This window comes from Streptomyces sp. NPDC107471 (genome assembly GCF_055582845.1).
Window position 1 is genome coordinate 253,294 of record NZ_JBVJPC010000006.1, and the last position, 25,366, is coordinate 278,659.

The following is a 25,366-nucleotide window of genomic DNA, read 5'->3' on the forward strand; positions in this document are numbered from 1 at the left end:
CACGACGCCAGTTCGGCGATGTCGGACGGTGATACCGCGGGGAACCTCTGACCAGAGATCGCGGGACTCCTCAAACTTGACTACTTCGTCGGAGTGGTCGAGGGTACCTCACCTCCGGACCCCTCAGGCCGTGCTCTGCGTCACGCTCGCGCGGGGGTGTTGTCAACCCCCCTGCCTGCCCGGTGCTGGCCCCCGCAGCCACACGGGGGGTTGCCGCATGGTCGCGACACGTCACCGAACCGTACGTTTCCTCAGGTCAGCACGTTTTCTGAGAGAGCCGGAGTCCGGACATGTCCCTGAGTGCCGCAACCGTCGTACCCCAGCCGCGCGGTACGTCCGGCTCCCCGCCCGGCGGAAGCGAGTTCGCGCCCCTCCTCCGCGCGGTGAAGGGGCAGGGGCTCCTGGAGCGTCGGCACGGCTGGTATGCCCGGGCCGTCGCCGTCAACACGCTCGCCCTCGCCGGAATCGTCACGGCCGTCGCCCTGTCCGGCGACTCCTGGCGGACCCTGCTGCTGGCCCCGCTCCTCGCCGTGTTCGGTGCCCGGACCGCCTTCATAGGGCACGACGCCGGCCACGCGCAGATCACCGGCGACAAGGCGACCGGCCGCCTCATCGGTCTCGTCCACGGCAACCTGCTGCTCGGGATGAGCTACTCGTGGTGGAACCACAAGCACAACCGCCACCATGCCAACCCCAACCACATCGACAAGGACCCCGACGTCGCCGCCGACATCCTGGTCTTCACCGGCGAACAGGCCACGGGGCGCACCGGCTTCAGGCGCTGGCTCACCCGCCACCAGGCCTGGCTGTTCTTCCCGCTCACCCTCCTCGAAGGCGTCGCCCTGAAGATCCAGGGCTTCCGGGACCTGCGCCGACAGGCACCGGGGGAGCGTGCCGTCGAGGGCACGCTCCTGGTGCTCCACGTCGCCGCCTACGCCACCCTGCTGCTGACCACCATGTCCCCCGGGAAGGCGCTCGCCTTCGGCGCGCTCCACCAGGCGCTGTTCGGACTGCACCTCGGGATGGCCTTCGCCCCGAACCACAAGGGCATGGAGATGCCGGACCCGGACGGGGAGCCCTGGGGCCACCTGCGCCGCCAGGTGCTCACCTCCCGCAACATCCGCGGCGGCACCCTCACGGACTGGTTCCTCGGCGGCCTCAACTACCAGATCGAGCACCACCTGTTCCCCAGCATGCCCCGGCCCCATCTGCGCCTCGCGCAGCCGTTGGTGCGGGCCCACTGCCGGGAACTGGGTATCCCCTACACGGAGACAGGGCTCGTCGACTCCTACCGGCAGGCCCTGAGCCATATGCACGAGGTCGGCGAGCCGCTGCGGGCGGACCGCTAGGAGGCCGCGCACCCCGGGGCGTCTCAGGGGCCAGGTCTCAGGGATGTCTCAGGGTCGCGGTTCGGAACCGCGGGAAGCGCGGACCCGTTTCTCTGGACAGAGAGCGGATCCGTCTCTCGCACAGAGAGCGGCAACCGCCGCGAAGGAGGCGACGCACATGTCGAAGAACGCGAAGATCGCCGCGGGGGGAGTGGCGGTCGGACTGCTCCTGCTGATCTGGCTGCCCTGGTGGGCCGCACTCCTGATCGTCCTGGGAGTCCCGGCCGCCGCGTACCTCACCCTGGACCCCTCACAGCGGCGCCGGCTGCGCCGCGTCACCCGCAAGGAACTCGGCCGCTGACGCACCCGCACCGGCCGGGAGACGGCGGCCCGGACGGTGCGGCGCGGCGGGCTCAGCTAGGACGTACGGCCATCTTGTCGAGCGCTGCCAGCAGTCCGGGCAGCTCCGGGCCCCGGCCCACCGGCAGCACCTCGCCGGGCTCGTCGTCGAGCAGCACGAACGCGATGTCGTCGGTCCTGGCCACCAGTGACCAGCCGGGGCCGTCGGCGCGCAGCGTCCGGGCGTCGCCCGAGGCGAAGGACGACCGGACCCGTCCGAGGGGAGGCGGCGAATCCACGTAGGCGCGGGCCTCGGCGAGGACGCGCCGGACGCCGCTGTGTCCCTTGAAGGCAGGCTTCCCGGCCGCCCCGGAGCCCCCGGCGCTGTCACCCGCGGCGCCGTCCCTCACGGACCTGTCGCCCGAAGTCCCGGTTCCCGACGTCCCGTCTTCTGGGGTCCCGCCTCCCGGAACCCCGTCTTCCGCAGCCTCATCGCCCGTGCGCCCGCCCTGCGAGACATCGTCGGCCGAGGCACCCCGGACGGAGACATCGCGGTCCGACGCGCCGCCGTCCGTGGTTCCGCCGCCCGTGGTGCCGTCGCCCGAAGGGACGCCGTCCGTCGTAGCGCCCTTCTCGCCGTTCACCGGCCCGGCGCCCACCGCGGACCCGCCGTTGGGGCTCGGGAAGGCCGCGTCGTCGATCTGTTCCCGCCACATCGCCCACTGCAGGGCGATCTCGTCGGCGCCCAGGCGCCGCTGGGCGGATCCCCACGTGGAGGTGTCCGGCGGCGCCAGCAGTGGCCCGTCGGCGATCTCGGGATCGGGGTCGTGCGGGGCCGGCACACCCGGCGCGGCGACGGCGACCGCGAGCGGCCAGCCGGGCAGGGCGGCCACAACCGTGCGCTCGTCGGGGGACAGGTCGTACTCCATGCCGCAGTCCCAGGACGCGATGGCGACGGCGACCAGCGAGACGTCGTCGATCACGACGGTCCACCTGGCGCCGCTGCCGTCCTGGCCGAGCACCAGGCCGTACCCGTCGGCCAGCGGTGCCAGACCGAGCGCCGCGCAGGCCTCCGGGTAGTCGTCGCCCAGCACGCTCGGGAACTTCGCCGGCGTCAGCAGCACCGCCGTCAGCACATAGAGCGCGTCGTCCTCGGCGGCGACGGCGTCCTCGTCCGTCCCGGCCATCCCAGCCTCCCCATCGGTTCGTCCAACGGCGCGCACCCTAGTGTGCGGGGAAGGCGCTTGTCACGGCCTCCAAGAACACCCGGAGCTGCAGTTTTCCGGCTGGACGGGGGCGAATCGACCACCCTTCGCCGACCGCTCAGGCCGTCGGCAGTCCGAGGAGCGCCCGTGCCACCGTACGCGGGGACTCGTCGCGCTCCCGCGCGAGCGCGATGACGGCACGGCACGCGAGTTCGTTGACCCCGAACGACAGCGCCTCCGGCGAGACCCAGGCCGAGGCCTCGTCGATCCGGTCCTGGTCGTCCTCGGCGCAGGCCGAGACGTACGCGGCGGCCGCCTCGAACAGATTGTGCGGGCGGCCCTCCCGGCCACCGGCGGCCGGCTCGGTGCGCAACGACTTGACGATTCTGGTACCGGACCTGCGGAACCTGTCCCACATGCCGACCACCTTCCCCCTGCGTGACGTGATCCTGCCGCACGTTCGTCCTCCGCTCCTCAACGTAAGGTCGCAGCCCTGACGGCAGAAGAGGGCCTGAGCGCCACGGTGCGGTCCACGCGGGTGCACGGGTGCACGGGTGCACGGGTGCACGGGTGCACGGGTACGCGGGCCGCCGTCCGCCTCCGTTCGCCGTCGTCCAAAAGGGCCGGAAAACGGTCAACCCGTTCGGCGGCACGGGATACTTGAGCTCTCTCGCGACAAGGCGACCAGGGGAGTGGACCGGTGAACTCTGCCGCAGGGAAGGACCGTTGGGGAGTGGGCGGCGGCCGGGGCGGACGGCATGCCGTCGTCGTGGGCGGGAGCCTCGCGGGGCTCCTCGCGGCCCACGTCCTGGCCGGGCACGTCGACCGGGTGACCGTCGTCGAGCGCGACCGCTTCCCGGAGGGCGCACAGCCACGGCCCGGCGTGCCGCAGGGCCGCCACCCGCATGTCCTGCTCAAGGGCGGCCAGACGGCCCTGGAGTCGCTCCTGCCGGGGTTCCTGACGGAGCTGCAGGAGGCGGGCGCGCCCCGGGTGGGCATGCCGGAGGACATGGTGCTGTGGCAGAGCGGCCGCTGGTTCCGGCGGGTGTCCGCGACGACGCACATCTACACCGGCTCCCGTGCGCAGCTAGAGGAACTGGTGCGGCGGCGGGTCCTCGCCGACCCGGTGATCGGCGTCCTGGAGGGGACCGGCGTCGTCGGACTCCTCGGTGACGCCACACGCGTGCGTGGCGTTCTGGTGCGGGACCGTTCCGGAGGCACCCGTGCGGAGCCCCGCCCCCTGGAGGCCGATCTGGTCGTGGACGCCTCAGGCGGCGGTACCAAGGCCCCGCAGTGGCTCGCGGCGATCGGCGTCGAGCCTCCGCACGAGGAGACCATCGACACGGGCCTCGCCTACGCCTCCCGCGTCTACCGGGCCACGAACGGCGCCCTCGACGGCGACACCCGCGGCTACTACGCCTATCCGGACCCCGAGCAGGTGCACGCCGGAGGTGCGCTGCCCCTGGAGGACGGCAGCCACCTGGTGATCGTCTCGGGTCTCCGCGGCGACGAACCGCCCACGGGCGACGACGAGTTCGTGACGTACGCCAAGCGGTTGCCGCACCCGCTCCTGCACCGGTGGCTGGACGAGGCCGAACCGCTGTCCCCGGCGTTCGGCTACCGGCGGACCGCGAACATCCGCCGACGCTACGACCTCCCCGGCCGTCCGGCAGGGTTCCTCGCCACCGGCGACGCCCTGTGCACCTTCAACCCGATCTACGGGCAGGGCATGGCCGTCGCCGCGATGAGCGCGGTCGCCCTGCGGGAGGCGCTGGCCGACCGGCGCCGGACGCCGACGACGCGGCGGGTGCAGCAGGCGCTCCTCGACGCGTCCCGGCTCGCGTGGGACATCTCCGCCGGGGCGGACCGCAAGATGCCGGGGGCGGTGGGCACCGCGACCGACGGCAGGCCCGCCGACCGGTTCGCCGGGTGGTACCTGGGCCGCGTCCAGGAGCGCGCCCCCGGCGACCCCGTCGTGGGGCGGGCCTTCCGGGCCGTCCTGACGCTCTCCGAGCCCGTCACCGCCCTGTTCGCCCCGCCCGTGGCGAGGGCCGTCCTCTTCGGCCCGCCCGCGCCGACGCCGACCGAGCCGCCGGCGACACCGGAAAAGCCCGGGTCCCCGGTGTCCTGATCATGCGGAGAGCGACGTGATCGTCTCCCGCAGCCAGCCGAGCTCGGCCCGGGACGTGGCGCGGGCGATGGTCAGCACCCCGCGCCGGAACGGATCGTCCAACTCCTCGGCGCTCAGCGGCCGGTCGCCCTCGTAGAAGAAGCTCGCGGGCTCCTCCAGAAAGGCGAGCCGGCGCCGTAGTACGGCCGTCTGCGCGCCCGCGTCGTCCAGGTGCCGCAGGAAGGCGAGGACCGTGAACCACCGGTTCTCGTCGGTGATGTCGCGTGCTGCCGGTTCGGCGAGCCGGCGGCGCAGTTCCTGGCGGCCCTCGTCGGTCAGGGTCAGGACATGGCGGGGTGCGGCCACGGCGCCGGGTTCCGTCGTGCGCGCCAGCAGTCCCGCCTTCTCCAGCCGCTTGATGGCCGGATAGAGCGTGCTCTCGGCCACGGGACGCACGTGACCCGCCAGCGCCGCGATGCGTTTGCGCAGCTCATAGCCGTGCAGCGGGGTGTCGTAGAGGAATCCGAGGATGGCGAGCTCCAGCATGCACGCATTCTGCCGCACCGACGCTGTACCTCCCTGTCGTATTACTACGACTTCGCAATACATCGGTGACGATGTATCGTCGAGTGACGAGCCGAGGGAGGGCACATGAGGCAGGCCGAGTTCGACGGCAGGGGAAGCCGCGTCCGCTGGACCGAGGCGCCCGGTGCGGAACCGGCACGCGTGTACGTGCACGGTCTGGGAGCGGTCTCGACCGTCTACCACGCGCACATCGCGGCCCGGCCCGAACTGGCGGGCCGACGCAGCCTGTTCGTCGACCTGCCCGGACACGGCACGAGCGACCGCCCCGAGGACTTCGGCTACACGCTGGAGGACCACGCGGACGCCCTGGCGGCCGTTCTGGACGCCGCGCGCCTGACCGGTGCCGAACTCGTCGCGCACAGCATGGGCGGGTCGGTCGCGCTCGTGCTCGCCCACCGCAGACCGGAGCTCGTCTCGCGGCTGGTCCTCACGGAGGCCAACCTCGACGCCGCACCTCCGGAGACGGCGGGCAGCACCTGGATCGACGCCTATGAGGAGGACGACTTCGTGGCAGGCGCCCACGCGCGCGTGCTCGACAAGGTCGGCCCGCTGTGGGCGGCGACCATGCGCCTGGCCGACCCCCGCGCCCTGCACCGCAGCGCGGCCGGACTCAGGCGGGGATCGGCGCCCATGATGCGCGCGATCCTCGAAGGACTGCCGATCGAGCGCGTGTACCTCCAGGGCGAGCTCAGTGGCGAGCTGGCGGGGCGGGAGGCGCTGGAGGCGGCAGGAGTCCGCGTGGTGACCGTCCCCGGCGCCGGGCACAACGTCATGTTCGACAACCCGGACGCCTTCGCCGCGGTGGTCGCCGGGAAGGAGTGACCGCGTTCAGTCCGCGCGGACGGCCAGGGCCAGGAAACGGTCGTCGGCGTCGACGTACGACCGCACGCGCCATCCCGAACCGGCCAGCAGAGGACGGAGGTTGGGCTCGGCGCGCAGGTCCTCCGGGGTGACCTGACGGCCCTGGCGCGCGGCGAGCGCCGCCCTGCCGATCGGATGGAACAGGGCCAGGACGCCGCCGGGCCGCACCACCCGGGCCAACTCGCGCAGGTTCTCGGACGGGCTCGGCAGGTGGGAGATCAGTCCCGCCCCGAAGACGGCGTCGAGCGACCGGGAGCGGAGCGGCAGCGCGGCCACGTCCGCGAGCAGTAGCCGCCCGTCCCGGTCCCTGCCCGCCCGTACGGCCGCCTGCAGCATGGCCGGGGTCAGATCGGCCCCCACGACCACTCCGGAGGGCCCCACGGCCGCCCGCAGCGGTGGCAGGGCGCGTCCGGTGCCACAGCCGGCGTCGAGCACCCGGTCGCCCTCGCGCAGACCGAGCTCCGCGACCGCGGCGGCGTAGGCGGGGCCGTCGTCCGGGAACCGGCTGTCCCAGTCGGCGGCCCGGGCCGAGAAGAACTCCTGGACGTGTGTGTGGTCGTCGCTCATGCTCCGCATGATCCCTCACCGACACGGATGACGACCGGGCGCACACGTTCGAACCTGACGCGATCGTTCCGACGCATCTCTGCGCCATATTGCAACACCTTTCGAAATGCGCCCTCTTTGTGCGCCCCTGCCCCCCTAGCGTCCCCTGGCCATGGGACACCTGGACCACGCAGCCCTGGGCTGGCTCACGCCCGCACTCTCGTACGTCATGGCCTGCATCGGCGCCGCGCTCGGGCTGCGCTGCACCGTGCGCGCCCTCGCCGCCACCGGACGGTCGCGCCGCAACTGGCTCGTCACCGCGGCCTCGGCCATCGGGACCGGCATCTGGACCATGCACTTCGTGGCCATGCTCGGCTTCAGCGTCAGCGGTACCGACATCCGCTACGACGTGCCGCTGACCATCGCGAGCCTCCTGGTCGCCATGGTCGTCGTCTCCGTCGGCGTCTTCGCGGTCGGCTACGGCCGCGACCGGGCCCGCGCGCTCTTCCTGGGCGGACTCACCACCGGCCTGGGCGTGGCGAGCATGCACTACCTGGGCATGGCGGCGGTACGGCTGCACGGCGGCGTCCACTACGACCCGGTCCTCGTCGGACTCTCCGTCCTCATCGCCGTCGTCGCGGCGACGGCGGCCCTGTGGGCTGCGCTCAACATCAAGTCGCCCGTGGCCGTCACGATCGCCTCGCTCATCATGGGCGCCGCGGTCAGCAGCATGCACTACACCGGGATGTTCGCGGTGAGCGTGCGGGTCTCGCCCTCCGGGGCCGTCCTGCCCGGGGCGACGGCGATGCAGTTCATCTTCCCGCTCGCCGTCGGGCTCGGCTCCTACCTGTTCCTGACCTCGGCCTTCGTCGCGCTGTCGCCCACCTCGGGCGAGCGCGAGGCCTCCGCATCGGCGCAGCGCACGGTCGAGAGCGTCCCCTCCTAGCGGCGGATCCGGGCCCGGACGGCCCGACGACACGCCCCCGAACCACTCCCCGAGCGAGGAGGCCATGCGTACACCGCGCAGGAACCCCACAGCCGGTGCCGAGACACCGCAGCAGACACCCGCGCGCGGGCGTCGCGCCCACGCCGGACCACCGGCCGACGAGAACCTGGACGACCCCGTCGGTCCCCCGGCCGAGGACATACCCGCGCGCGCGGGACACTGGCGGATACGCCCCCGCACGGTCCGTGCCAAGATCGTCTGCCTGCTCATGGTGCCGGTGGTCTCCCTGCTCGCGCTGTGGGCGTACGCCACCGTCAGCACCGCCCAGGACGTGTCCCGGCTGCGGCAGTTGCAGCGCGTGGACGAGGCCGTCCGCTCACCCCTCGCCGCCGCCGTGACCGCGCTCCAGACGGAACGTGCCGCCGCCGTCCGTTGTGCGACCGACCCGTCCGCCGCGCGCAGCGACGACCTCCGCAGGCTCGCCGGGCGCACCGACGAGGCCGTGGCACGACTGCGGCTCGGCGACGACAACACGGTCGCCGACAGCGAGGAACTGCCCGCCGGGGTCGCCCGGCGGCTCGAGGACTTCGTGAGCGGCGCGGAACAACTGCGCTCCGCGCGCGCCGCCGTGCTCGACCGCAGCGCCGGATGGGACGAGACGTACGGCCGCTACACCAGGAGCATCGCGGGCGCCTTCGCGGTGGGCGGTGCCCTCACCGGCATCCAGGACGCCGAAGTCGGCTCCGACGCACGCGTGCTGCTGGAGTTCTCCCGCGCGGGCGAGTCGCTGGCCCAGGAGGACGCCGTACTGGCGAGCGCACGGCTGTCGGGCGTCCTCGCCGGAGAGCGGCTGCGGCTGTTCACCGGGGCCGTCGACACCCGACGCGCCCTCACCGAGAGCGCCGTGGCCGACCTGCGGGGCTCCGACCGGGTCGCCTGGCGGAAGGTCGTCGGCAGCGCCGCCTACGCCACCGTGACCGCCGCCGAGGACCGGGTCCTGGCCGCCGCCCCCGGCGTCCGCGCCGTCCGGTCAACGCCGGAGGGCACCTGGCAGACGGCACACACGCGCGTGCAGGACGGGATGCGGGCCGTCGAACGGTCAGCGGGAAGCGGCGTCGCCCACCGCGCCGACCCGTTCACCCGGGGACTGCTCACCCCGGCCGGGGCCGCCGTCCTGCTCGGCCTGATCGCCGTCGCCGCGTCCCTCGTCATCTCGGTGCGCATCGGCCGCGGACTCGTCGTCGAGCTCGTCAGCCTGCGCAACAGCGCCCTGGAGATCGCCCGCCGCAAACTCCCGGAGGCCATGGAGCGGCTGCGCGCGGGCGACGAGATCGACATCCGGTCCGAGGCCCCGCCCGGCCCGCCCTCGGAGGACGAGACCGGCCAGGTCGCCGAGGCCCTGGCCACCGTGCACCGCGCCGCGCTGCGGGCCGCGGTGGAGCGCGCCGAGCTCGCCAGCGGCATCTCCGGGGTATTCGTCAACCTCGCCCGCCGCAGCCAGATCCTCGTCCACCGCCAGCTCAGCCTGCTCGACAGCATGGAACGCCGCTCCGACGACCCGAACGAACTGAGCGACCTCTTCCGGCTCGACCACCTCACCACCCGCATGCGCCGCCACGCGGAGAGCCTGATCATCCTCTCCGGAGCGGCACCCGGCCGCGGCTGGCGCATGCCGGTCCCGCTGACCAACGTCGTCCGCGCGGCCGTCTCCGAGGTCGAGGACTACGCGCGCGTGGAGGTGCGCCAACTGCCCGACGCGTCCGTCGTCGGCGCCGCGGTCGCCGACCTCACCCACCTGCTGGCCGAGATCATCGAGAACGCCGCCCAGTTCTCACCGCCCCACACGCGCGTGCGCGTCACCGGCGAACCCGTCGGCAACGGCTACGCCGTCGAGGTCGAGGATCGCGGCCTCGGCATGGGCAAGGAGACCCTCGCGGAGGCCAACCGCCGTATCGAGCAGTCCGAGGCGCTCGACCTGTTCGACAGCGACCGGCTCGGCCTGTTCGTGGTCAGCAGACTCGCCGCCCGGCACGGCATCAAGGTGCACCTGCGCACCTCGCCCTACGGCGGCACCACCGCCGTCGTCCTGCTGCCCACGGCGTTGCTGCACATCAAGGCGGCGGAACGTTCCCCCGCCCGGGCCGCGGACCACGAACGGCTCACGGAACGCGAGTACGCGCGCGTGGCCGCCACCGAACGGGAACAGGAGTCCGTGCCTGCCCCGTCCGAACGGCCCGCCCTCGTGGCCCCCCTGGCCGCCGCGGCCGACCGGGGAAGGTCCGACACGCCGCCCTCCGGAGTCACGGCCCTGCGTCTGCACCGGCCGCCCGAGGAACCGGAGGAGGCCGACGACCTTCCCCGCCGGGTACGGCAGGCGAACCTCGCTCCCCAGTTGCGCGAGCAGCGCTCCGAGGAGCCGGCCCCGGCGGCCGCCGCCCGGGACGACGACGGCCGTACACCCGAGGCCGTCCGGGACCGGATGGCGGCGTACCGGGACGGCTGGGCGCGCGGCGGGGGCAGGCAGCCGGGCCATGGCGCCACCCCAGATTCCCCAGCGGGCAGAGACAGCAGCGAAGGAGACCGAGGATGATCCAGGACCCGAGCACGAGGGCCGACATGGGGATCCCCCCGCGCGAGCGCGGCCGGGAATGGGGCAGGTCCGGCGAGCTCGACTGGCTGCTGGACGACCTGGTGCTGCGCGTGAGCGAGGTACGCCATGCCGTGGTGCTCTCCAACGACGGCCTCGCCGTGGGCGCCTCGACGGATCTGCGCCGGGAGGACGCGGAACACCTCGCCGCGGTCTCCTCCGGTTTCCACAGTCTGGCCAAGGGCGCGGGCCGGCACTTCGGTGCCGGAGGAGTGCGCCAGACCATGGTCGAGATGGACGACGGCTTCCTGTTCGTGGCCGCCGCGGGAGACGGCTCCTGTCTTGCCGTCCTCACCGCGGTGACCGCGGACATAGGCCTGGTCGCCTACGAGATGGCACGGCTGGTCAAGCGGGTCGGCGAGCACCTCTACACGCCGCCGCGCGTGGGCGCGCGGCCACCCGCCGCCGGATGAGAGGGAAGGGCGGTCGGCTGAGATGACCGAGGACATGGCGGGCGTCCCGTACGAACAGGGCAGCCAGTGGTACGACGGCGAGGCAGGACCCCTCGTCCGCCCCTACGCGATGACGGGCGGCCGCACCCGGCCCGGCCCCACCGGGGTGCGTTTCGACCTCATCGCCCTCGTCACCCTCGACGTCGGCGCGCCCGGGGCCGGCGACGACACGGCGCTCGGGCCGGAACACCGGGCCCTGGTCGACCTGTGCCGCACCGAGACGCAGTCGGTCGCGGAGCTGTCCGCGGGCGCCGACCTGCCCGTGGGCGTGGTCAGGGTGCTCCTGGGAGACCTCCTGGAACTCGGCTGCGTCACCGTCAGCCGTCCGGTGCCACCCGCGCAGTTGCCCGACGAACGGATTCTGCGCGAGGTGATCGAAGGACTGCGGGCGCTGTAGATGAACGCTCAGAACCGGGCAATAAGCGGTCCAACCCCCCGAAGGGGGACTCCAGTTGTCATGATGCTGCCTTCGCGACCCCGTACCGACGTCGCCGCCCGTCGCCGGCCCTCCCGAGAGAAGTGATCGATGGTCTCCGAGAACTCCGACGCCCAGGGCGGCGAGCCGACCGCCCTCGCGCTGAAGATACTGGTCGCCGGCGGGTTCGGCGTGGGCAAGACCACCCTGGTCGGCGCGGTCAGCGAGATCAGGCCGCTGCGCACGGAGGAACTGCTCAGCGAAGCAGGCCAGTTGGTGGACGACACCGACGGTGTGGACCAGAAGGTCACCACCACCGTCGCCATGGACTTCGGGCGGATCACCATCCGCTCCGGCCTGTCCCTCTACCTCTTCGGCACCCCGGGCCAGGACCGCTTCTGGTTCCTGTGGGACGAGTTGTCACAGGGGGCCCTGGGTGCCGTCGTCCTCGCGGACACCCGGCGCCTGGAGGACTGCTTCCCGGCCGTGGACTACTTCGAGCACCGGCACATCCCGTTCGTGGTGGCCGTCAACTGCTTCGCCGGCGCCCGCACCTACGGCGCCCACGACGTCTCGCGCGCCCTCGACCTCGACCAGGGCACGCCCGTGGTGCTGTGCGACGCACGGGACCGCGACTCGGGCAAGGAGGTGCTGATCCGGCTGGTCGAGTACGCCGGGCGGATGCACACCGCCCGGCTGCTCGACTCGGTGGGCTGACCACGGGCGAGGGACCGGCCCACCGGCACGTCACTCCGCGACGGCCCTCTCCGCCAGCACCTTGTCGATCCGCACACGGACGAGCAGTTCCCCCGGAACGCCGTTGCGGGCGCCGAACTCCTCGGCCCGTTCCTCACCCATGTACCGCGCCGCGATCCGGCCGGCCCAGTGCCTGACCTCGTCCAGATCCTCGGACAGCAGCGCCCGGCCCTGCAGCACCACGTAGTCGAAGGGCGGCCGGTCGTCGTCCACGCACAGCGCGACACGGCCGTCCCGCGCCAGGTTGCGCCCCTTCACGGTCGCCTTCCCGGTGTTGAACACCAGGTCGTCACCGTCGAGCACGAACCAGATCGGGGCCACGTGCGGACTTCCGTCGGCCCGGACGGTCGACAACTTGCCGGTGCGGGTGCCGTGCGAGACGAACTCCCGCCATTGCTCATCGGTCATCTTCTGTGCCATGTCCCCATTCTCCTTGCCCCGTTGACGGTCGTGGGGAAGGCTTGCTGGGAGATCCTCCGGGCAGGAGGAGACGTCACACGGGGAGACGGGACACATGCCGCAGAAGCAGGGGCTCGGCTGGCTGCTGGACGATCTGACCGAGCGCGTCGAGCACGTGCGGCACGCACTGGTGCTGTCCAACGACGGGCTGGTGACCGGCGCCAGCACCGGACTGCGCCGCGAGGACGCGGACCATCTCGCCGCCGTCTCGTCCGGACTGCACAGCCTCGCCAAGGGCTCGGGACGGCACTTCGGCGCAGGCCAGGTACGCCAGACGATGATCGAGTTCGACGACGCGGTCCTGTTCGTCACCGCGGCGGGCACCGGAAGCTGCCTGTGCGTGCTGAGCGGCTCCGAGGCCGACATCGGCCGGATCGCCTACGAGATGACGCTGCTCGTCAACCGGGTCGGCGAACACCTCGACGTGGACGCCCGCCGCCCCGAGCGGAGCCCGGCGCCAGAGCTCTGACCTGCGCGTTCTTCAGTCCCTCGGAGTTATCCACAGGCTCCCCACGCATCTCGTCCCACCGGCTACGGTTTCTGTCACAGCGAGCGTACACAGCGTGAGCGCCGACTCCACGGGGGAGCGAGCATGGCGAGCAGCACCATCACCCAACTGCAGCGGACTGCCTACACCTCCAGCCGCGCCGCGCGGGAACTGGGCCTCAAGCGCAGCGAGTTCGACCTCGCGGTCCACCTCGGCCAGATCCGGACGGTCCCTGACGAAGGGGGAGGGGGCCGACGCGTCGCGCGGTCCGAGGTCGACCGGCTGCGGGCCACCGACGGCTTCCCCGACGCACTGCGTGACCGCGTACGGGTCGTGGGCACCACCGAGGGCGCGAAGGCCATGGACATCCCCGTCGGCAGGTTCACACGCCTCGCCCGCCTCGGCCTGTTCTCACCGGTGCGCTTCTACCTGAACCGGTACCGGGCCGTCGTGTGGCTGTATCTGGTCGACGAACTCGAGGAGTTCGTCAGGGTCGAGGAGAACACCGCACTGCTGACCGCACGGCGTATGCCCGAGAGCCTGCGCGACCTGCTGGACGAGGGCGTGGACCTGCGCGCCCGCAACTGGCGCGGGCGCCACCGAGGTTTCCTCCTGCGGCTCGCCGAGGACCCCTGGGCGAGCGCCGGAGTCCTCGCCGCGTTCCTCGACCCCGTCCGGGTCGCACAGCTCGTCCCGGACCCCTACGAGCGGTCCCATCTCAGCCGCTTCCGGCCGGGACCACCGGCGCACGGGGCACAGGGCACCCCCGCCGGGCAGCTCGTCGAGAAGATCATGACGGCGGACGACCCGGCCGAGATCGCCTGGCTGAGCACCGAACTGCACCGTGCCCTCGAGGACGCGCGGCGATTCCGTCCCGCACCACGACCGGCGGTCCGACAGACACCTGCCACCCCGCCGGCGCAGGAACCGGCACTCCCGGCACCGTCCCGCGGACTGCTGGGCTGGCTCCGCCGCAGAAGCGCCTGAGCTACAGCGGGCGGAACAGCCCCTCCTGGACGACCGAGACCAGCAGCCGTCCTTCCACGTCGTAGATCCGGCCACGGGCGAGCCCACGTCCGCCCGTCGCGATCGGCGACTCCTGGTCGTACAGGAACCACTCGTCCGTGCGGAACGGACGGTGGAACCACATGGCGTGGTCCAGCGACGCGATGTCGAAGCTCCGCGGGCCCCACAGGGGCTGCACCGGGAGGCGGACGGCGTCCAGGAGCGTCATGTCGCTCGCGTAGGTCAGCGCGCAGGTGTGCACGACCGGGTCGTCCCCGAGCGGCCCGACCGCGCGCATCCACACCGCGCTGCGCGGCTCGGCGTCCTTGACCTCCTCGGCGGTCCAGCGCAGCCGGTCCACGTACCGGATGTCGAAGGGCTGGCGGCGCGCCATCCGCTCCAACTGCTCGGGCAGCTCGCCCAGATGCTCCCGGATCTCGTCGCCGACCCTCGGCAGGGACTCCGGGTCCGGGACCTTGCGCGCGGGCGGGAGCTGGTGCTCGAAAGGACCTTCCTCAGGCTTGTGAAAGGAGGCGGTGAGATTGAAGATCGTGCGGCCCTGCTGCACGGCGGTGACCCGGCGAGTCGTGAACGACCGCCCGTCCCGCACCCGCTCGACCTGGTACACGATCGGAACGCCGGGCCGGCCCGGACGCAGGAAGTACGCGTGCAGCGAGTGCACCGGGCGCTCGCCGTCCGTGGTCCGGGCGGCGGCGACCAGCGCCTGGCCCGCCACCTGGCCGCCGAAGACCCGCTGGAGGGACTCGTGCGGGCTTCGGCCGCGGAAGATGTTGACCTCGATCTGCTCCAGGTCGAGCAGGTCGACGAGCCTCTCGGCCGGGTTCGTCATGGGTGGGTTTCTCCTTGGCTCACAACTGGCCGCCGGCTCAGAGCTGCCCGACAGCGGTGACCCGGACGACCGCGCGGCCCTCCGCGTCGGAGGCGGTGAGGTCGATCTCGGCGCTGATGCCCCAGTCGTGGTCGCCGTTCGGGTCGGCGAAGGTCTGCCGGACGCGCCACAGCCGGTTCTGCGGCTCCTCCTCGATCCGCAGCAGCTTGGGGCCGCGGGCGTCAGGGCCGGTGCCGAGGTCGTCGTACTCGTCCCAGTACTTGTCCATCGCCTCGCCCCACGCGTCGGCGTCCCAGCCGGCCTCGCCGTCCATCTCGCCGAGCTCCTCGACCTGGTCGAGGGCGGCGAGTTCGACGCGGCGGAACAGGGCGTTGCGGACCAGGACGCGGAAGGCGCGCGCGTTGGCGGTGACGGGCTTGACCTCGTCGGCCTTCTCCTGGGCCTCCTCGGCGGTCATCACCTCCGGGTTGGCGAGCTGCTCCCACTCGTCCAGGAGACTGGAGTCGACCTGGCGGACCGTCTCGCCGAGCCACTCGATCAGGTCCTGCAGGTCCTCGGACTTGAGGTCGTCCGGGATGTTGTGGTCGAGCGCCTTGTAGGCACTCGCGAGGTAGCGCAGGACGATGCCCTCGGTGCGGGCGAGGTCGTAGAGGGAGACCAACTCCGTGAAGGTCAGCGCCCGCTCGTACATGTCGCGGATGACGGACTTCGGGGAGAGGGGATGGTCGCCGACCCAGGGGTGGCTCTTGCGGTAGGTGTCGTACGCGTGGAAGAGCAGCTCCTCCAGGGGCTTCGGGTACGTGATGTCCTGGAGGCGCTCCATGCGCTCCTCGTACTCGACGCCGTCCGCCTTCATCGCGGCCACGGCCTCGCCCTTCGCCTTGTTGAGCTGGGCCACGAGGATCTGCCGCGGGTCGTCCAGGGTGGACTCCACGACAGACACCATGTCCAGGGCGTAGGACGGCGATTCCGGGTCGAGCAGCTCGAACGCGGCGAGCGCGAACGTGGACAGCGGCTGGTTGAGCGCGAAGTCCTGCTGGAGGTCCACGGTGAGACGGACGATCCGGCCGGTGGCGTCGGGCTCGTCGAGCTTCTCGACGATGCCGCCGTCCAGCAGCGAGCGGTAGATGGCGATCGCCCGCCGGATGTGCTTGAGCTGCTGCTTGCGCGGCTCGTGGTTGTCCTCCAGGAGGTGCCGCATCGCCGCGAAGGCGTTGCCGGGCCGGGCGATCACCGACAGCAGCATGGTGTGGGTGACCCGGAACCGGGACGTCAGCGGCTCCGGCTCGGAGGCGATCAGCTTCTCGAAGGTGTTCTCCGACCAGGCGACGAACCCCTCGGGCGCCTTCTTGCGGACGACCTTGCGGCGCTTCTTCGGGTCGTCGCCCGCCTTGGCGAGCGCCTTCTCGTTCTCGATGACGTGCTCGGGGGCCTGTGCGACGACGAAGCCCGCCGTGTCGTAGCCGGCCCGGCCCGCGCGGCCGGCGATCTGGTGGAACTCGCGGGCACGCAGGGTACGGACGCGGTTGCCGTCGTACTTGGTCAGCGCCGTGAACAGCACGGTGCGGATGGGCACGTTGACCCCGACGCCGAGGGTGTCGGTGCCGCAGATGACCTTGAGCAGACCGGCCTGGGCGAGTTTCTCCACCAGACGCCGGTACTTGGGCAGCATGCCGGCGTGGTGGACGCCGATACCGTGCCGGACGTAGCGGGAGAGGTTGCGGCCGAACTTGGTGGTGAAGCGGAAGTTGCCGATCAGGTCGGCGATCTGCTCCTTCTCCTCGCGCGTGCACATGTTGATGCTCATCAGCGCCTGCGCCCGCTCCACGGCCTGCGCCTGCGTGAAGTGCACGATGTACACCGGCGCCTGCCTGGTCTCCAGGAGTTCCGTCAGGGTCTCGGTGAGCGGGGTGAACTTGTACTCGTAGGAGAGGGGCACGGGACGGGTCGCCGAGCGGACCACCGACGTCGGCCGGCCGGTGCGCCGGGTCAGGTCCTTCTCGAACATCGCGACATCGCCGAGCGTCGCCGACATCAGGACGAACTGTGCCTGGGGCAGCTCCAGGATCGGGATCTGCCAGGCCCAGCCGCGGTCGGCCTCGGCGTAGAAGTGGAACTCGTCCATGACGACCTGGCCGACGTCCGCGTTCCTGCCGTCGCGCAGCGCGATCGACGCCAGCACCTCGGCGGTGCAGCAGATCACCGGGGCGTCGGAGTTGACGGAGGCGTCGCCGGTCAGCATGCCGACGTTCTCCGTGCCGAACATCTTGCACAGCTCGAAGAACTTCTCCGACACGAGCGCCTTGATGGGCGCGGTGTAGAAGGTGACCTCGTCACGGGCGAGGGCGGCGAAGTGCGCACCCGCCGCGATCATGCTCTTGCCGGAGCCGGTGGGCGTCGACACGATCACGTTCGCGCCGGACACCACCTCGATCAGCGCCTCCTCCTGATGGGGGTAGAGCGTCAGACCCCGCTCCTGGGCCCACGACTCGAAGGCTTCGTAGAGGGCGTCGGGATCGGCGGTCGGCGGGAGCTGATCGATGAGGGTCACCCACCCATCTTGCCTGCCCGGATGCCCGAGGGGGGAATCGGATGCGAGCCCGAAGATCACGACCAGTACGCTGTGTCGCCGACGAAGCGTCAGCGGCGCCGGTCAACTGGACAGTGGCACACGAGGAATGGGGCGGGCAACGCCGATGATGGGACCAGCACACTCACTGTCGGGCGCCGCGGCCTGGCTGGGCATAGGAGCGGCTGCCGCCGCCTCGGGGCACACCATGCCCTGGCCCGTCCTGCTGGCCGGGGCCCTGATCTGCGCGGGTGCCGCGCTCGCCCCCGACCTGGACCACAAGGCGGCCACGATCTCGCGGGCCTTCGGACCGATCTCGCGGGCCCTGTGCGAGATCGTCGACAAGCTCTCGTACGCCGTCTACAAGGCCACCAAGAAGCAGGGGGACCCGCGTCGCTCCGGCGGGCACCGCACGCTCACCCACACCTGGCTGTGGGCGGTGCTGATCGGTGCGGGCTGCTCGGTGGCGGCGATCACCGGTGGCCGCTGGGCGGTGCTGGCGATCCTGTTCGTGCACATGGTGCTGGCCATCGAGGGCTTGCTGTGGCGCGCGACCCGGGGCTCCAGCGCGGACGTTTTGGTCTGGCTGCTGGCCGCGACCAGCGCGTGGATCATCGCGGGCGTCCTGGACAAGCCGGGCAACGGTTCGGACTGGCTGTTCACGCAGCCGGGCCAGGAGTACCTGTGGCTGGGACTGCCGGTCGTACTGGGCGCGCTCGTGCACGACATCGGGGACGCGCTGACGGTCTCCGGCTGCCCGATCCTGTGGCCGATCCCGGTGGGCCGCAAGCGCTGGTACCCGATCGGTCCGCCGAAGATCATGCGGTTCCGGGCCGGGAGCTGGGTGGAGCTGAAGGTGCTCATGCCGGCGTTCATGCTGCTCGGGGGCGTGGGCTGCGCGGCGGCCCTCAACTTCATCTGAGGCCAGGGCACGGGCCCGGACGCGGGCCGGGGCGCCCACCGTGGCCCCTACCGGGGCGTCGGCCGAGGCGCCTACCGGGGCGTCGGCCGGGGCATGGGGGCTACCTGTCAGCCCTGAGCGGTCCCGGTCCCGCCTCCGTAGCGCCGTTCGAAGGCGGCCACGCGTCCCTCAGAGTCCACCGTCCGCGCCTTGCCCGTGTAGAAGGGGTGGCTCTCGGAGGAGATCTCCACGTCCACCACCGGGTACGTCTCGCCGTCGTCCCACTCGATGGTCTGGTCGCTGGTGGCGGTCGACCGGGTCAGGAAGGCGTAGCCGGCGGAGCGGTCGCGGAAGACGACCTCGTGGTAGTCGGGGTGCTTGTCCTGCTGCATGGATGCTCCTCCGGGGACGCGTCGTACGGCGGGGGCGGTACGGCGGTGGGGGGTGGTGCGGGAACCTCCGGGCGGCCCCGCCGGTCAGCCGGGCAGGGACTCCTCGTCGACGATGTGCATGGCGGCCTCCTCCGCGGACGCGGCGGCACCGTCGATGCCCACGTCCGTGGCGACCAGCGCGCTCTCCTCGTCCTCGTGCGCCCCTTCGTCGGGGGCCACGAGACGGCCGGAGCGCATCGCGCCGACCTCGTTGTCCAGGAGTTCGCCGTCGGTGCCGTCGCAGTCACCGATGCCGTCGCCGTCGACCGGCGCGAGGTCGGGCGTCTCCTCGGCGAGCCGCTGGTCCAGGGTCTCGCCCTGCCGGCGCTCGGCGGCCGTCACACCGTCGTGCTCCACCGCCCACGGCCGCTCCGGCGGGGACCAGCCGCGGTCGAGCGGGTCGCCGACCCCGTCGTCATCCAGGGTGTCCTCCGCGTCGAGCAGTCCCGCGTCGTCCTGGATCTCGGAGCCGTCGGGCTGGTAGACGTCGTCTCCCCATCCGTCGGAGCTGTCCACGGGTACCTCCAGGTGAAGGGGACGGGCCCGGTCCTCCCGCGGCCCGGGGCGGACCACGGCCTCACGGGGCACTCGCCGCGCCCACCGTCGAACCGTACCGTCCGCGGGCGCTCCCTGAGCCGGTGCTGCTGTCCAGCCTTCCACCCCCGCTCGGGACTGCGCAACGCCAGCGCGGGCGCCGCGGCGGCGGGAGCGGGTGGGGAGGGGGCCGGAGATCGGGGGGCAGGGGGGTGAGCTGCGTCGGTTCGGACGGGCCGGGGTGGGCCGACGCCCCACGCCACCCCCACTTCCACCCCTCACCCGTGCCAGGACCTCCACAGCGCCGCATACGCCCCATCCGCCGCGACGAGCTCGTCATGGCTGCCCAGTTCGCTGATGCGGCCGTTCTCGACGACGGCGATGACGTCGGCGTCGTGGGCGGTGTGCAGGCGGTGGGCGATGGCGACCACGGTGCGGCCGTCGAGGACACGGGCCAGGGAGCGTTCGAGGTGCCGCGCCGCCCGCGGATCGAGCAGCGACGTCGCCTCGTCCAGGACCAGCGTGTGCGGGTCGGCCAGCACCAGGCGGGCCAGTGCGACCTGCTGGGCCTGGGCCGGGGTGACGGTCAGCCCGCCGGAGCCGACCTCGGTGTCGAGGCCGTCGTCGAGCGCGCGTGCCCACCCGTCCGCGTCGACCGCGCCGAGGGCCGCCCAGAGCTCGGCGTCCGTGGCGTCCGTCCGGGCGAGCAGGAGGTTGTCGCGCAGGGAGCCCACGAAGACGTGGTGCTCCTGGTTGACGAGGGCGACGTGCTCACGGACCCGTTCGGCGGACATCCGGGACAGCTCGGCCCCGCCGAGCGTGATCCGGCCGTCCCGGGGCGCGTAGATGCCGGCCAGCAGCCTGCCCAGGGTGGACTTGCCGGCGCCCGAGGGGCCGACCAGCGCCAGCCTGGTGCCGGGCGGGACCTCCAGGGACACCTTGCGCAGTACGTCGACGCCCTCCAGGTAGCCGAAGTGCACCCGGTCGGCGTGGACGTCCCGCCCTTCGGGAGCAAGTTCGGCGTCACCGCCGGCCGGCTCGATGTCCCGGACCCCGACCAGCCGGGCCAGCGACACCTGGGCCACCTGCAGCTCGTCGTACCAGCGCAGGATCAGCCCGACCGGATCGACCAGCATCTGTGCGATCAGGGCGCCGGTCGTCAACTGACCGACCCCGATCCAGCCCTGGAGGACGAACACCCCGCCGACCATCAGCACTGACGAGAGGATCATGACGTGGCTGACGTTGATGCACGGGAAGAGCACCGACCGCAGCCACAGCGTGTACCGCTCCCAGGCCGTCCACTCCTTGATCCGCCGTTCCGACAGTTCGATGCGGCGTGCGCTCAGCCGGTGCGCCTCGACGGTGCGTCCGGCGTCCACGGTCTCCGCGAGCGCGGCGGCCACGGCGGCGTACCCGGCGGCCTCCGAGCGGTATGCCGAGGGGGCCCGCCTGAAGTACCAGCGGCAGCCGATCACCAGCAGCGGCAGGGCGAGGAGCACGGCGGCGGCCAGGGGCGGCGCGGTGATCACGAGCCCGCCGAGGAGCAGGGCCGCCCACACCACGCCGATCGCGAGCTGCGGCACGGCCTCGCGCATCGCGTTGCCGAGCCGGTCGATGTCCGTCGTGATCCGGGACAGCAGGTCACCGGTACCGGCCCGTTCCAGGACGCCCGGCGGGAGGCCGACCGCCCGGACGAGGAAGTCCTCGCGCAGGTCGGCCAGCATGCGCTCGCCGAGCATCGAACCGCGCAGCCGCACCTGCCGTACGAAGAGGGCCTGAACGACCAGTGCGATCACGAACAGTCCGGCCGTGAGCTCCAGATGGAGTTCCCGGGCCCCGTCCGACACCCGCTCGACGAGGTCGCCGAGGAGCCACGGACCGACCATGGAGGCCACCACCGCGACGGTGTTGACGCCGACGAGGAGCGCGAAGGCGCGGCGGTGCCGTTGGAACAGTTCGGCCACGTAGGCGCGGACGGTCGCGGTGGCCCCGACGGGCAGGGTGGTGGCCGTTGTCGGTGCCGCCGGGTCGTACGCCGGTGGCGCCACGCCGATCATGCGCTCTCCTCGATCTCTTCCAGTTCGTGCAACAGGTCTCGCTCGTTCAGTACTTCTCGCTCGTTCAGTACGTCTTGCTCGTGCAGTGCGTCCTGCCCGCGCGCCACGTCCTGCCCGTGCACCACGTCCCGCTCGTTCCGTACGCCTTGTTTGTTCGGTGCCTGTCGGTCGTGCGGCACGCCCTCAGTCGCGGTCTCGTCCTCCGTCTCGCGGGTGACGACCACCCGGTACCGGGGCTCCTTGCGCACCAGTTCGCGATGCACGCCGACCGCCGCGACCTCACCCTCGTGCACCAGCACCACGCGGTCGGCGTGGTCCAGGAGCAGCGGCGAGGAGGTGAACACCACGGTCGTGCGCCCGGCCCGCAGGTCCCGGACCCCCTGGGCGATCCGTGCCTCGGTGTGGGAGTCGACGGCGGAGGTGGGTTCGTCCAGGACGAGCACCTCCGGGTCGGTGAACAGGGACCGGGCCAGGGCGAGCCGTTGGCGCTGGCCGCCCGACAGGGACCGCCCGCGTTCGGTGATGCGCGCGTCCATCGGGTCCTCGGCGCCCAGGGAACCCTGCACCAGGGCAGCCAGCACGTCCGCGCACTGCGCGGCCGCGAGCGCCGCCTCGGCGTCCACGTCACCCGAGGCGGGCACGTCGAGCAGGTCGCGCAGGGTTCCGGAGAGCAGGACCGGGTCCTTGTCCTGGACCAGGACCGCCGTGCGCGCCGAGCCGAGGGGCAGCTCGTCCAGCGGCACCCCGCCCAGCCGCACCGACGTGCCCGGCTCCGCGGGGTGCCCGCCGAGGCGTTCGGCGAGCAGCCCTGCCGCGTCCGGGTCGCCGCACACCACCGCGGTGAGCCGGCCGGAGGGGGCGAGCAGACCGGTGACCGGGTCGTACAGGTCCCCGCTCGGCGGGCCGTCTGCGTCGCGGCCCCGGTCCCGGGAGCCCTCGGCGGACGTGGCCCGCGCCAGCGACAGCACCCGGGCGGCCCGCGTCGCCGACGGCCTGGAGAAGGAGTACGCCATGGCGATCTCCTCGAAGTGCCGCAGCGGATAGGTCAGGATCATGACCGAGCTGTAGACGGCGACCAGTTCGCCGATCTCGACGCGGCCCTGCTGGGCCAGACGGACGCCGTACCAGACGACCGCGATGAGCAGCAGCCCCGGCAGCAGGACCTGGATCGCGGCGATCAGGGACCACATCCGGGCGCTGCGCACCGCCGCGTGGCGGACCTCCTGGGAGGCCCTGCGGTAGCGGTCGAGGAAGAGTTCCTCGCCGCCGATGCCGCGCAGCACCCGCAGCCCGGCGACGGTGTCGGAGGCCAGTTCGGTGGCCCGGCCGGCCTTCTCGCGCTGGAAGTCCGCGCGTCGGGTCGCGCGGGGGAGCAGCGGCAGGGCCGCGAGGGCCAGGACCGGCAGGCCCACGGCGACCACTGTGCCGAGCGCCGGCTGGTAGACGACCAGCCCGGCGCAGACCACGACGATGGTGACCGCCGCCGCGGTGAACCGTGACCAGGCCTCCACGAACCAGCCGATCTTCTCGACGTCGCCGGTGGAGACGGCCACGACCTCGCCGGCCGCGACCCGCCGGGTCAGCGCCGAGCCCAGGTTGGCGGCCTTGTGCGCCAGCAACTGCTGGACGCGCGCGGCGGCCGTGATCCAGTTGGTGACGGCGGTGCGGTGCAGGAAGGTGTCGCCGAGTGCGCTGCCGAGGCAGCACAGGGCCAGCAGGCCGCCCGCGAGGGCGAGTCGGCGCCCGGAGTGGTCGACGACCGCCTGGACGGCCACCCCGACGCACAGGGGCAGCGCGGAGACGGAGAGGAAGTGCAGCAGTCCCCAGGCCAGTGACTTGAGCTGTCCGCCCAACTGGTTCCTGAAGAGCCACCACAGGAACCGGGAGCCCGAGCGGGCGTCCGGCACTCCCGGGTCGGGATAGGGAAGGTCTTGGATCTGCATGACGTGTGACGTCCCAGCGGCTCGTGTCAGGGGGGTGGGAGGGAGCCGCACACAGCGGCTGCAAACCGTGAAAGGTTCGCCGCAGAGCGTGGTCGGAGGCAACAGGTTTTCCGCCGGATCGCACAGATCCTGCTGCGCCCGAGGGAAACGTGCCGGACGGGCCCGGCTGCCACCGAAGAGCAGGTGCCGGACGGGCCCGGCTGCCGCCGAAGAGCAGCGCGCCGTACGGGCCCGCCTGCCCCCGAAGAGGCGTGCGGGACGGAGGCGTCATTGCGGGACGTGCCCGTCTCGCCGTAGAACACGGCCATGAAGAGACGGATCGCCATGTCCATGCTCGCCGGAGCGACCCTCCTGGCGGGCACCCTGTTCGGAGCGGCACCCGCCCGGTCCGCGCAGGCCACACCCCCAGCGCCCCAACAGGCCGTCGTTCCCGCCGAGTTCGGCACCGACTGGCACGACCCGGTCACGGCCGCCCCGCCCGTCACCAGGCCCTCGGGCCGGTCGTGCCACGTCACGCTCGCCCAGGCGCAGTTCCGTGACTTCACCCCGTACAGGGGCAGTTACGCCCCGCCCGAGGGGTGTGGCGACCGCTGGGGCAAGGTCGTGCTGCGGATGGACGGCAAGGTCAAGGGGCGGCAGTACGACCGGCTCGGGTATCTGCACGTCGGCGGGGTCGAGATCTTCCGTACGTCCACACCGCAGCCCTCGCCCGACGGCATCGAGTGGTCCGTCGAGAAGGACGTCACGCGCTACGGCGACACCTTCCGCCGGGCGCACGACGTGGAGATGCTCATCGGGAACGTGGTCGACGACACGTACACCGGGATCATCGACGTGAAGGTCACGCTCACCTTCTACCCGGGGCGCGAGACCGCCTCGGTGCCGGACCGGGTGCTGACGCTCGACGACCACACCCTCACCACCCCGCGCAACAGCGAACGCGTCGTGGCCGAGGTGTACGCCACCGGCTCGGGCGGCGGCTGCGAGGAGTACTGGTACCTCGCCGTGCCCTCGGACGCGCCGTACTCCTGTCAGGCCGACGGCGGCCCCTACCGCGAGGTGCAGATCAAGGTGGACGGTCAACTGGCAGGGACAGCGGCCCCGTTCCCGACCGTGTGGACCGGTGGCTGGTCCAACCCCTTCCTCTGGTACGTCGTTCCGGGCCCCCGCGCCTTCGACGTCAAGCCGATCGAGTACGACCTGACGCCCTTCGCCGGCATCCTCAACGACGGGCGCCCGCACCGCGTGGAGGTCGTGGTGGCCGGTGTCCCCGAGGGCCAGTCGGGCTGGAGCACCCCCGTGAACGTCCTCGTCTGGCAGGACGCCGGGCGGGCGCACGTCCCCGGGAGGCTCACCGCCCACACGAGCGGCGAACTCGCCAACTCCTCGACGTACACGCCCGGTTCGGAACACGGTGTGGACACCCGGGGCGACCACCGGCTCACCGTCGCCGGGTACGTCGACACCTCGCACGGCCGCGTCACGACCACCGTCCGCCGTTCGCTCACGAACACCTCCACCCACCGCTGGGCCGACGGCGAGAACCCCGACGCGCTCAAGGCGATCTGGACGGACGACGAGTCGGTCACCGTCGACGGTCGCGGTCCGGCGAGGACCACCCGCGCCCACCGCACGTACACGATGGACGGCACCACCACCATCGGCGCGGGCGACCGGCTGCGCACCGTGCTGACCCTCGGCGACCGCGCCGACGTCACGGTGACCCGGGCGGGCCACCGCACCGGGTGGTACCGGCTCGACGACACCTACACCGGCGACGCCACGTACACGATCAACGTTCCGCGCGACCAGCGGCACGCGGTGGGGACGAGCAGCGAGCGCTACCGGATCCGCGGTTCGGGCGGCTGCTACGACCGTTCCGTGGCGACCGCCCAGGGCGTGGTGACCGAGGAGACCAACGGCTGCTGAGGCGAGTT

At 72.3% G+C, this 25,366-nt stretch carries 24 protein-coding genes; 13 read left to right on the forward strand and 11 right to left on the reverse strand.

From position 1 onward, the window contains the following. Positions 1–290 precede the first annotated feature (290 nt). Positions 291–1,349, forward strand: a complete 1,059-nt coding sequence (locus tag ACZ66S_RS22295; RefSeq protein ID WP_469903253.1) for a fatty acid desaturase family protein — start codon at positions 291–293, stop codon at positions 1,347–1,349. 157 nt (positions 1,350–1,506) lie between these two features. After that, complete coding sequence (locus tag ACZ66S_RS22300) at positions 1,507–1,689, forward strand: hypothetical protein (protein WP_020137233.1); 183 nt, start codon at positions 1,507–1,509, stop codon at positions 1,687–1,689. Between the two features lie 52 nt (positions 1,690–1,741). Here ACZ66S_RS22300 and ACZ66S_RS22305 read toward each other — a convergent pair whose 3' ends face one another. Beyond that, positions 1,742–2,854 (reverse strand): hypothetical protein, encoded by a 1,113-nt coding sequence (locus tag ACZ66S_RS22305; RefSeq protein WP_469903254.1) that lies wholly within the window; start codon positions 2,852–2,854, stop codon positions 1,742–1,744. A gap of 136 nt (positions 2,855–2,990) precedes the next feature. Then, the gene (locus ACZ66S_RS22310) at positions 2,991–3,290 is read right to left on the reverse strand and encodes a hypothetical protein (RefSeq protein WP_469903255.1); all 300 of its coding nucleotides are present in this window, start codon (positions 3,288–3,290) and stop codon (positions 2,991–2,993) included. Positions 3,291–3,641: 351 nt separating this feature from the next. Here ACZ66S_RS22310 and ACZ66S_RS22315 point away from each other — a divergent pair, with 351 nt between their 5' ends. Continuing rightward, the gene (locus ACZ66S_RS22315) at positions 3,642–5,003 is read left to right on the forward strand and encodes an FAD-dependent oxidoreductase (protein WP_469903487.1); all 1,362 of its coding nucleotides are present in this window, start codon (positions 3,642–3,644) and stop codon (positions 5,001–5,003) included. Here the strand turns inward: ACZ66S_RS22315 and ACZ66S_RS22320 are convergent, their stop codons facing one another. Continuing rightward, the gene (locus ACZ66S_RS22320; RefSeq protein WP_469903256.1) at positions 5,004–5,528 is read right to left on the reverse strand and encodes a PadR family transcriptional regulator; all 525 of its coding nucleotides are present in this window, start codon (positions 5,526–5,528) and stop codon (positions 5,004–5,006) included. A gap of 105 nt (positions 5,529–5,633) precedes the next feature. On the opposite strand from ACZ66S_RS22320, the gene ACZ66S_RS22325 reads away from it, so the two are divergent. Next, positions 5,634–6,389, forward strand: coding sequence for an alpha/beta fold hydrolase (locus ACZ66S_RS22325; RefSeq protein ID WP_469903257.1), 756 nt, complete (start codon positions 5,634–5,636; stop codon positions 6,387–6,389). Between the two features lie 6 nt (positions 6,390–6,395). Here ACZ66S_RS22325 and ACZ66S_RS22330 read toward each other — a convergent pair whose 3' ends face one another. Continuing rightward, the gene (locus ACZ66S_RS22330; protein ID WP_469903258.1) at positions 6,396–6,995 is read right to left on the reverse strand and encodes a class I SAM-dependent methyltransferase; all 600 of its coding nucleotides are present in this window, start codon (positions 6,993–6,995) and stop codon (positions 6,396–6,398) included. 151 nt (positions 6,996–7,146) lie between these two features. On the opposite strand from ACZ66S_RS22330, the gene ACZ66S_RS22335 reads away from it, so the two are divergent. The 5 genes from ACZ66S_RS22335 (at position 7,147) to ACZ66S_RS22355 (ending at position 12,151) form a co-directional block, all read left to right on the forward strand. Further along, positions 7,147–7,920 carry an MHYT domain-containing protein gene (locus ACZ66S_RS22335; RefSeq protein ID WP_469903259.1) on the forward strand — a complete coding sequence of 258 codons (774 nt, stop codon included), beginning with the start codon at positions 7,147–7,149 and terminating at the stop codon, positions 7,918–7,920. A gap of 64 nt (positions 7,921–7,984) precedes the next feature. Continuing rightward, positions 7,985–10,510, forward strand: a complete 2,526-nt coding sequence (locus tag ACZ66S_RS22340) for a sensor histidine kinase (RefSeq protein ID WP_469903260.1) — start codon at positions 7,985–7,987, stop codon at positions 10,508–10,510. Then, the gene (locus tag ACZ66S_RS22345; protein WP_469903261.1) at positions 10,507–10,980 is read left to right on the forward strand and encodes a roadblock/LC7 domain-containing protein; all 474 of its coding nucleotides are present in this window, start codon (positions 10,507–10,509) and stop codon (positions 10,978–10,980) included. Before ACZ66S_RS22340 ends, ACZ66S_RS22345 begins: the two co-directional genes overlap by 4 nt. Positions 10,981–11,002: 22 nt before the next feature. After that, positions 11,003–11,416 (forward strand): DUF742 domain-containing protein, encoded by a 414-nt coding sequence (locus ACZ66S_RS22350; RefSeq protein ID WP_469903262.1) that lies wholly within the window; start codon positions 11,003–11,005, stop codon positions 11,414–11,416. Between the two features lie 129 nt (positions 11,417–11,545). Further along, complete coding sequence (locus ACZ66S_RS22355; RefSeq protein ID WP_355749842.1) at positions 11,546–12,151, forward strand: GTP-binding protein; 606 nt, start codon at positions 11,546–11,548, stop codon at positions 12,149–12,151. A gap of 30 nt (positions 12,152–12,181) precedes the next feature. On the opposite strand, the gene ACZ66S_RS22360 is transcribed toward ACZ66S_RS22355, so the two are convergent. Continuing rightward, positions 12,182–12,610, reverse strand: a complete 429-nt coding sequence (locus ACZ66S_RS22360) for a PPOX class F420-dependent oxidoreductase (RefSeq protein WP_469903263.1) — start codon at positions 12,608–12,610, stop codon at positions 12,182–12,184. 94 nt (positions 12,611–12,704) lie between these two features. Here ACZ66S_RS22360 and ACZ66S_RS22365 point away from each other — a divergent pair, with 94 nt between their 5' ends. Together ACZ66S_RS22365 and ACZ66S_RS22370 are read left to right on the forward strand one after the other, a co-directional pair. After that, on the forward strand, positions 12,705–13,118 hold the full coding sequence (locus tag ACZ66S_RS22365; RefSeq protein ID WP_469903264.1) for a roadblock/LC7 domain-containing protein: 414 nt from the start codon (positions 12,705–12,707) through the stop codon (positions 13,116–13,118). A 123-nt stretch (positions 13,119–13,241) separates the two neighbouring features. Then, positions 13,242–14,123 carry a DUF6397 family protein gene (locus ACZ66S_RS22370; protein WP_469903265.1) on the forward strand — a complete coding sequence of 294 codons (882 nt, stop codon included), beginning with the start codon at positions 13,242–13,244 and terminating at the stop codon, positions 14,121–14,123. Position 14,124: 1 nt separating this feature from the next. On the opposite strand, the gene ACZ66S_RS22375 is transcribed toward ACZ66S_RS22370, so the two are convergent. Together ACZ66S_RS22375 and ACZ66S_RS22380 are read right to left on the reverse strand one after the other, a co-directional pair. Continuing rightward, the gene (locus ACZ66S_RS22375) at positions 14,125–14,991 is read right to left on the reverse strand and encodes an acyl-CoA thioesterase (RefSeq protein WP_469903266.1); all 867 of its coding nucleotides are present in this window, start codon (positions 14,989–14,991) and stop codon (positions 14,125–14,127) included. 37 nt (positions 14,992–15,028) lie between these two features. Then, the gene (locus tag ACZ66S_RS22380; RefSeq protein ID WP_469903267.1) at positions 15,029–17,542 is read right to left on the reverse strand and encodes a DEAD/DEAH box helicase; all 2,514 of its coding nucleotides are present in this window, start codon (positions 17,540–17,542) and stop codon (positions 15,029–15,031) included. Between the two features lie 145 nt (positions 17,543–17,687). Here ACZ66S_RS22380 and ACZ66S_RS22385 point away from each other — a divergent pair, with 145 nt between their 5' ends. After that, a complete protein-coding gene (locus tag ACZ66S_RS22385) occupies positions 17,688–18,482 on the forward strand; it encodes a metal-dependent hydrolase (protein ID WP_469903268.1) in 795 nt (264 codons plus the stop codon). A gap of 107 nt (positions 18,483–18,589) precedes the next feature. Here the strand turns inward: ACZ66S_RS22385 and ACZ66S_RS22390 are convergent, their stop codons facing one another. The 4 genes from ACZ66S_RS22390 to ACZ66S_RS22405 all read right to left on the reverse strand — a co-directional run bounded on the left by ACZ66S_RS22390 (position 18,590) and on the right by ACZ66S_RS22405 (position 23,429). Next, complete coding sequence (locus ACZ66S_RS22390; RefSeq protein ID WP_469903269.1) at positions 18,590–18,853, reverse strand: type B 50S ribosomal protein L31; 264 nt, start codon at positions 18,851–18,853, stop codon at positions 18,590–18,592. An 84-nt stretch (positions 18,854–18,937) separates the two neighbouring features. Beyond that, complete coding sequence (locus ACZ66S_RS22395) at positions 18,938–19,408, reverse strand: DUF5709 domain-containing protein (protein ID WP_469903270.1); 471 nt, start codon at positions 19,406–19,408, stop codon at positions 18,938–18,940. Between the two features lie 296 nt (positions 19,409–19,704). Continuing rightward, positions 19,705–21,486 carry an ABC transporter ATP-binding protein gene (locus tag ACZ66S_RS22400; protein WP_469903271.1) on the reverse strand — a complete coding sequence of 594 codons (1,782 nt, stop codon included), beginning with the start codon at positions 21,484–21,486 and terminating at the stop codon, positions 19,705–19,707. Next, positions 21,483–23,429, reverse strand: coding sequence for an ABC transporter transmembrane domain-containing protein (locus tag ACZ66S_RS22405; RefSeq protein ID WP_469903272.1), 1,947 nt, complete (start codon positions 23,427–23,429; stop codon positions 21,483–21,485). Before ACZ66S_RS22405 ends, ACZ66S_RS22400 begins: the two co-directional genes overlap by 4 nt. Positions 23,430–23,735: 306 nt before the next feature. Between ACZ66S_RS22405 and ACZ66S_RS22410 the strand changes: the two genes are divergently transcribed. Then, the gene (locus tag ACZ66S_RS22410) at positions 23,736–25,358 is read left to right on the forward strand and encodes a peptide-N4-asparagine amidase (RefSeq protein WP_469903273.1); all 1,623 of its coding nucleotides are present in this window, start codon (positions 23,736–23,738) and stop codon (positions 25,356–25,358) included. Positions 25,359–25,366 lie beyond the last annotated feature (8 nt).